The sequence below is a fragment of the Micromonospora sp. NPDC004336 genome, from assembly GCF_053602615.1.
The window spans coordinates 1-6766 of sequence record NZ_JBSGDY010000245.1 but is presented as its reverse complement, the minus strand read 5'-3'; the positions used below and the strand labels follow the sequence as shown (position 1 = coordinate 6766).

2 protein-coding genes are annotated in these 6766 nt (G+C 77.0%); both read left to right on the top strand.

Annotation, left to right across the window (positions count from 1 at the left end; all coding sequences use genetic code 11):
* Positions 1 to 564 (top strand): acyl carrier protein (locus ACWENR_RS28770; protein ID WP_452280090.1); only part of this gene is annotated, 564 nt, incomplete at its 5' end.
* A gap of 26 nt (positions 565 to 590) precedes the next feature.
* The coding region (locus ACWENR_RS28765; protein ID WP_452280089.1) for a type I polyketide synthase at positions 591 to 6766 on the top strand (6176 nt) is incomplete at its 3' end.

Genomic DNA, 6766 nt, shown 5'->3' with positions numbered 1-6766 from the left:
GAGGCCCGCGCGGCCCTCGACGGCCACGGCGGGGAGCAGCCGGGCGGCGCGGCCGACGGCCTGCGGGAGCACCTGCGCACCCTGCCCCGCGCCGAGCAGGGCCGGCACCTCGTCGACCTGGTACGCAACCACGCCGCCGCCGTGCTCGGCCACCAGGGCACGGACCGGGTCAAGCCGCAGCGCGCGTTCAAGGAACTCGGGTTCGACTCGCTGACGGCGGTCGAGCTGCGCAACCGGCTGACCGGCGCCACCGGCCTGTCGCTGCCCGCCACGCTCGTCTTCGACTACCCGAACCCGGCGGTGCTCGCCGAGCACCTGCGCGACGGGTTGCTGCCCGAGGCGCGGCAGGCCGACGACGGCGACCCGGCGGAGGCGGCCGTACGGCAGGCGCTGGCGGGCATCCCGCTCGCCCGCCTCCGCGAGGCCGGGCTGCTGGACCTGCTGCTCAACCTCACCGACGCCGACGGCGGCGACGACGAGTCCAGCACCGACGAGGCCCTGGACCTCGACGAGATGGACGCCGACACCCTCGTCAGGCTGGCGCTTGACGGAACCGAATCCTGACCGTTGTCCCCAGTACGGAGCTCATGATGTCTACGTCCGCAGACAAGGTCGTCGAGGCGCTTCGCGCGTCGCTCAAGGAGACGGGCCGCCTCCGCCAGCTCAACCAGCAGCTGACCGCCGCCGCCCGGGAGCCGATCGCGATCGTCGCGATGTCCTGCCGCTACCCGGGCGGCGTCGCCAGCCCCGAGCAGCTCTGGGACCTGGTGGCCTCCGGCGGCGACGCGATCGGCGGCTTCCCGACGGACCGGGGTTGGGACCTGGACAACCTGTACGACCCGGACGCCGACCGGGCCGGCCGCTCCACCACCCGCGAGGGCGGCTTCCTCTACGACGCGGCCGACTTCGACGCCGAGTTCTTCGGCATCTCGCCGCGCGAGGCCGTGGCGATGGACCCCCAGCAGCGGCTGCTGCTGGAGACGTCGTGGGAGGCGTTCGAGCACGCCGGCATCGCGCCCGCCTCGATGCGCGGGCAGAAGGTCGGCGTCTTCGTCGGCACCGCCGCCAACGGCTACGGCATGGGCCCGCAGAGCGAGGCCGAGGGCGCCGACGAGGGCTACCTGCTGACGGGTACGGCCACCAGCGTCGTCTCCGGGCGGATCGCGTACGCGCTCGGCCTGGAGGGCCCTGCGGTCACGGTCGACACCGCCTGCTCGTCGTCGCTGGTCGCGCTGCACCTGGCCTGTCAGGCGCTGCGGCAGGGCGACTTCGACCTGGCCCTCGCCGGCGGCGTCTGCGTGATGGCCACCCCCGGCCCGTTCGTGGGCTTCTCCCGGCAGCGGGGGCTCGCCCCCGACGGCCGGTGCAAGTCGTTCGCCGCCGCCGCCGACGGCACGGGCTGGTCCGAGGGCGTCGGCATCCTGCTGGTGGAGCGGCTGTCGGACGCCCAGCGCAAGGGACACCCGATCCTCGCCGTGATCCGGGGCAGCGCCGTCAACCAGGACGGGGCCTCCAACGGGCTGACCGCCCCGAACGGGCCCGCCCAGCAGCGGGTGATCCGGCAGGCCCTCGCGAACGCCCGGCTGACCAGCGCCGACGTGGACGCCGTCGAGGCGCACGGCACGGGCACCGTCCTCGGCGACCCGATCGAGGCGCAGGCGCTGCTCGCCACGTACGGGCGGGACCGGCCCGCTGACCGGCCGCTGCTGCTGGGCTCGATCAAGTCGAACATCGGCCACAGCCAGTCCGCCGCCGGTGTGGCCGGCGTGATCAAGATGGTGCTGGCGATGCGGCACGGGCTCGTGCCGGCCACCCTGCACGTCGACGAGCCGACGCCGAAGGTGGACTGGTCGGCCGGCGAGGTGTCGCTGGTGACCGAGGCGCGGCCGTGGCCGGCGACCGACCGTCCCCGGCGCGCGGCGGTGTCGTCGTTCGGCATCTCCGGCACCAACGCCCACACCATCCTGGAGGAGCCGCCCGCCCCCGACGGCGCTGCCCCCGCCCCCGACGGCGCGGCCCTCGCCGGCGCCAGACCGGCGCCCGCCGGCGCCCTGCCGGCGGTGCCCGTGCTGCTGTCCGCCCGGTCGGCGCCCGCGCTGGCCGCGCAGGCGGGCCGCTGGGCGCGGTGGCTGGACGCCGACGAGACCCTCCGCCCGGCCGACGTCGGCTGGTCGTCGGTGGTGTCCCGGTCCGCGCTGGAGCACCGCGCGGTGCTCACCGCCGCCGACCGCGAGGAGCTGCTGGCCGGGCTGCGCGCCCTCGCCGCCGGGCAGCCGTCCGGCGCGGTGGTCGCCGGGCAGGCCGCCGACCGGGGCCCCCTCGCGGTGCTCTTCTCCGGGCAGGGCGCGCAGCGCGCCGGCATGGGCCGGGAGCTGTACGCGCAGTTCCCCGCCTTCGCCACCGCCCTCGACGAGGCGTGCGCGCGGCTCGACCCGCTGCTGCCGCGCCCGCTGAAGCAGGTGCTGTTCGCGCCCGAGGGCTCCGCCGAGGCGGAGCTGCTGGACCAGACGGTGTTCACCCAGGCCGGACTCTTCGCCGTCGAGGTGGCCCTGTTCCGGCTGGTGGAGTCGTTCGGCGTGGCTCCGGATCTCGTGGGCGGCCACTCGATCGGCGAGGTCGCCGCCGCGCACGTCGCGGGCGTGCTGTCCCTGGGTGACGCGTGCGCGCTGGTCGCCGCGCGCGGCCGGCTGATGCAGGCGCTGCCCGCCGGCGGCGGGATGCTGGCGGTGGCCGCCGACGAGGCGGCGGTGGCCGCGTCGATCGCCGACCTGACCGACCGGGTGGGGATCGCGGCGGTCAACGGGCCGACGTCGGTCGTCGTGTCCGGCGCCGTCGACGCCCTCGACGAGGTCGAGCGGCACTGGCGGGAGCGGGGCGCGCGGACCCGGCGGCTGCGGGTCAGCCACGCGTTCCACAGCCCGCTGATGGAGCCGATGCTCGACGGGTTCCGGGCCGTCCTCGACGGGCTCACCTTCGCCGCCCCGACGCTGCCGATCGTGTCGAACGTGACGGGGACGCTCGCGGATCCCGCCGAGATCCGCACGCCGGAGTACTGGGTGCGGCACGTCCGCGAGGCCGTCCGCTTCGCCGACGGGGTCGCCGCCCTGCGCGCCGCCGGCGCGGACACGTTCCTGGAGGTCGGCCCGCAGAGCGTGCTGACCGCGATGACCCGCGAGGTGCTGGACCGGCACGCCCCGGCGGACGCCGACGAGGCCGCGCCGGTCGCGGTGCCCGTGCTGCGCGCCGACCGGGCCGAGGCCCGGGCCCTGCTCGCCGCCCTGGCCGAGCTGCACGTCGCCGGGGTGCCCGTCGACTGGCCGGCCCGCTACGCCGGCGCCGGCGCGCGCCGGGTCGCCCTGCCCACGTACGCCTTCCAGCGACAGCGCTACTGGCCGGAGCGGATGCCGGCGGCGGCCACCGGCCCGGTCAGCCCGGACGTGGTGGACGTCGAGTTCTGGTCCGCGGTGGAACGCTCCGACGTGGCTGCCCTGGCCGCGCAGTTCGACGCGGCGGCCCTGGACGTGCTGGCCCCGGCCCTGCCGGTCCTGTCGTCGTGGCGCAGGGCGCGGCTGCGGGACGCGGTCGTCGACGGCTGGTCCTACCGCGTGGCGTGGAAGCGGACCGCCGCCCCCGCACCGGTCACCCCGTCGGGCCACTGGCTGCTCGTGGAGCCCGCCGACTACGCCGCCACCACCGAGTGGGCCGAGGCGCTGGCGGAGGCGCTGGCCGCCGCCGGCGGTGAGGTGTCCCGGCTGGCGGTGGACCCGCTCGCGGAGCGCGCCGACGTGACGTCGCGGGTGGCCGAGGCCGTGGGGGACCGGCGGTTCGCCGGCATCGTGTCCCTGCTGGGCCTGTCGGACGCGCCGCACCCCGGTCAGCCGGCGGTGCCGCTCGGCACGGCCGCCACGATGACGCTGGCGCAGGCCCTGCACGGCGCCGACGTGGCGGCGCCGCTGTGGACGGTGACCCGGGGCGCGGTCGGCACCGGGGACGCCGACCCGGTCCGCAGCGTCGCCCAGGGCGGCCTGTGGGGCCTGGCCCGGGTCGCCGGGCTGGAACACCCGCAGCTCTGGGGCGGCCTGGCCGACCTGCCGGACGCGCCCGACCGGGCCGACTGGGACGGCCTGGTGGGCGTCCTGACCGGCGGCGACGAGGACCAGGTCGCCGTACGTCCCGCCGGCGTCTTCGTGCGGCGGCTGGTGCGCGCCACGCCGGCGGCCGTGGGCGCGGTCGAGAGCTGGCAGCCGTCGGGCACCGTGCTGGTCACCGGCGGCACCGGGGCGCTCGGCGCCCACGTGGCCCGCTGGGCGGCGGCCAACGGCGCGGCGCACGTCGTGCTGACCAGCCGCCGGGGCGAGGACGCCCCGGGAGCGGCGGAGCTGCGCGACGAGCTGACCGGGCTCGGCGCCCGGGTGACCCTGGTCGCCGCCGACATGGCCGACCGCGCCCGCGTCGAGGCGCTGCTGCGCGACGTCGACGCCGATCCGGCGCCGCTGACGGCGGTCGTGCACGCCGCCGGGGTGGGCCAGCTGACCATGCTGGCCGACACCGACCTGGCCGGCCTGGCCGGGGTGCTCGACGGCAAGATCGCCGGCGCGGTGCACCTGGACGAGCTGCTGGGCGACCGGCCGCTCGACGCGTTCGTGCTCTTCTCCTCGATCGCCGGCATCTGGGGCAGCGGCGGACAGGCCGCGTACGCCGCCGGCAACGCCTTCCTCGACGCCCTCGCCGAGCGGCGCCGCGCCCGCGGCCTGGCCGCCACCGCCGTGGCGTGGGGACCCTGGGCCGACGGCGGCATGGCCAGCGGCGAGGGGCAGGAGCTGCTCGCCCGGCGCGGCCTCAGCCCGATGTCCCCGGCCCAGGCCGTGTACGCGATGCGCAGCGCCGTCGGCCGCGACGTGCCCTCGGTGACCGTGGCGGACGTGGACTGGTCCCTGTTCACCCCGGCGTTCGCCGCCGCCCGCCCCCGCCCCCTGCTCGACGACATCGCCGAGGCCCGCGACGCGCTGCGCGTGGTCGACGCGGCCGCGGAGGACGCCGCCGGCGGCGGGCTGCGCCAGCACCTGCTGACGCTGCCCCGCGCCGAGCAGGACCGGCACCTGACCGACCTCGTACGCACGCACACCGCCGCCGTGCTCGGCCACTCCGGCACGGACCTGGTCAAGGCCAACCGGGCCTTCAAGGAGCTGGGCTTCGACTCGCTGACCGCCGTCGAGCTGCGCAACCGGCTCAACGCCGCCACCGGGCTCACCCTGCCCACCACGCTGGTCTTCGACTACCCGAACCCGGCCGCCCTCGCCGACCACCTGTCGGCGGCGCTGCGCCTGCACGAGGTCGACACCGTCACCACCTGGGGCCCCGCCGGCCCGGTGGACGACGACCCGATCGTCATCGTCGGCATGAGCTGCCGGTACCCGGGCGGCGTCGCCAACCCCGACGACCTGTGGGACCTGGTCGCGACCGGGCGCGACGGCATCAGCGGGTTCCCCGGCGACCGGAACTGGGACATGGGCCGGCTGCTGGCCGTCGACGCCGACGGGCGACCGGTCTCGCACACCCGCGAGGGCGGCTTCGTCGACGGCGCCACCGCGTTCGACCCCGGCTTCTTCGGCATCTCGCCGCGCGAGGCCGTCGCCATGGACCCGCAGCAGCGCCTGCTGCTGGAGGCGTCCTGGGAGGCCATGGAGCAGGCCGGCGTCGACCCGGTCGAGCTGCGCGGCAGCCGTACCGGCGTCTTCGTCGGCGCCTCCCCGTCGGGCTACGGCGGCGCCGACGTACCCGCCGAGCTGGCCGGCTACCAGCTCACCGGCGGCGCGCACAGCGTCATCTCCGGCCGCGTGTCGTACGCCTTCGGGCTGGAGGGCCCGGCGGTGACCGTCGACACCGCCTGCTCGTCGTCCCTGGTGGCGGTGCACCTGGCGGCCCAGGCGCTGCGCGGCGGCGAGTGCGACCTGGCGCTGGCCGGCGGCGTCACCGTCATGGTGACCCCGGGCGCGTTCGTCGAGTTCTCCCGGCAGGGCGGCCTCGCCCCGGACGGGCGCTGCAAGTCCTTCGCCGCCGGCGCCGACGGCACCGGCTGGTCGGAGGGCGTCGGCGTGCTGCTGGTGCAGCGGCTCTCCGACGCCCGGCGCGAGGGCCGCCGGGTGCTCGCCGTGATCGCCGGCAGCGCCGTCAACCAGGACGGCGCGTCCAACGGCCTGACCGCCCCCAACGGGCCCGCGCAGCAGCGGGTGATCCGGCAGGCCCTCGCGAACGCCCGGCTGACCACGGCCGACGTGGACGCCGTCGAGGCGCACGGCACGGGTACGACCCTGGGCGACCCCATCGAGGCGCAGGCCCTGCTGGCGACCTACGGGCAGGACCGCCCCGCCGACCGGCCGCTGCTGCTCGGCTCGATCAAGTCGAACATCGGCCACAGCCAGGCCGCGGCGGGCGTGGCCGGCATGATCAAGATCATCATGGCGATGCGGCACGGCCTGCTCCCGTCGACCCTGCACCTCGACGAGCCGACCCCCCACGTGGACTGGTCGGCCGGTGCGGTGGCCCTGGCCACCGAAGCCACCCCGTGGCCGCAGGTGGACCGGCCGCGCCGGGCCGCCGTGTCGTCCTTCGGCATCAGCGGTACGAACGTCCACCTGATCCTGGAGCAGCCGCCCGCGCCCACCGACGGCGAGGAGCCGGACGCCGGCGACGAGCCGTCCCGCGTGCCGTCGGTGGTGCCGGTGCTGCTCTCCGCCCGCGACGCGGTCGGGCTGACGGCGCAGGC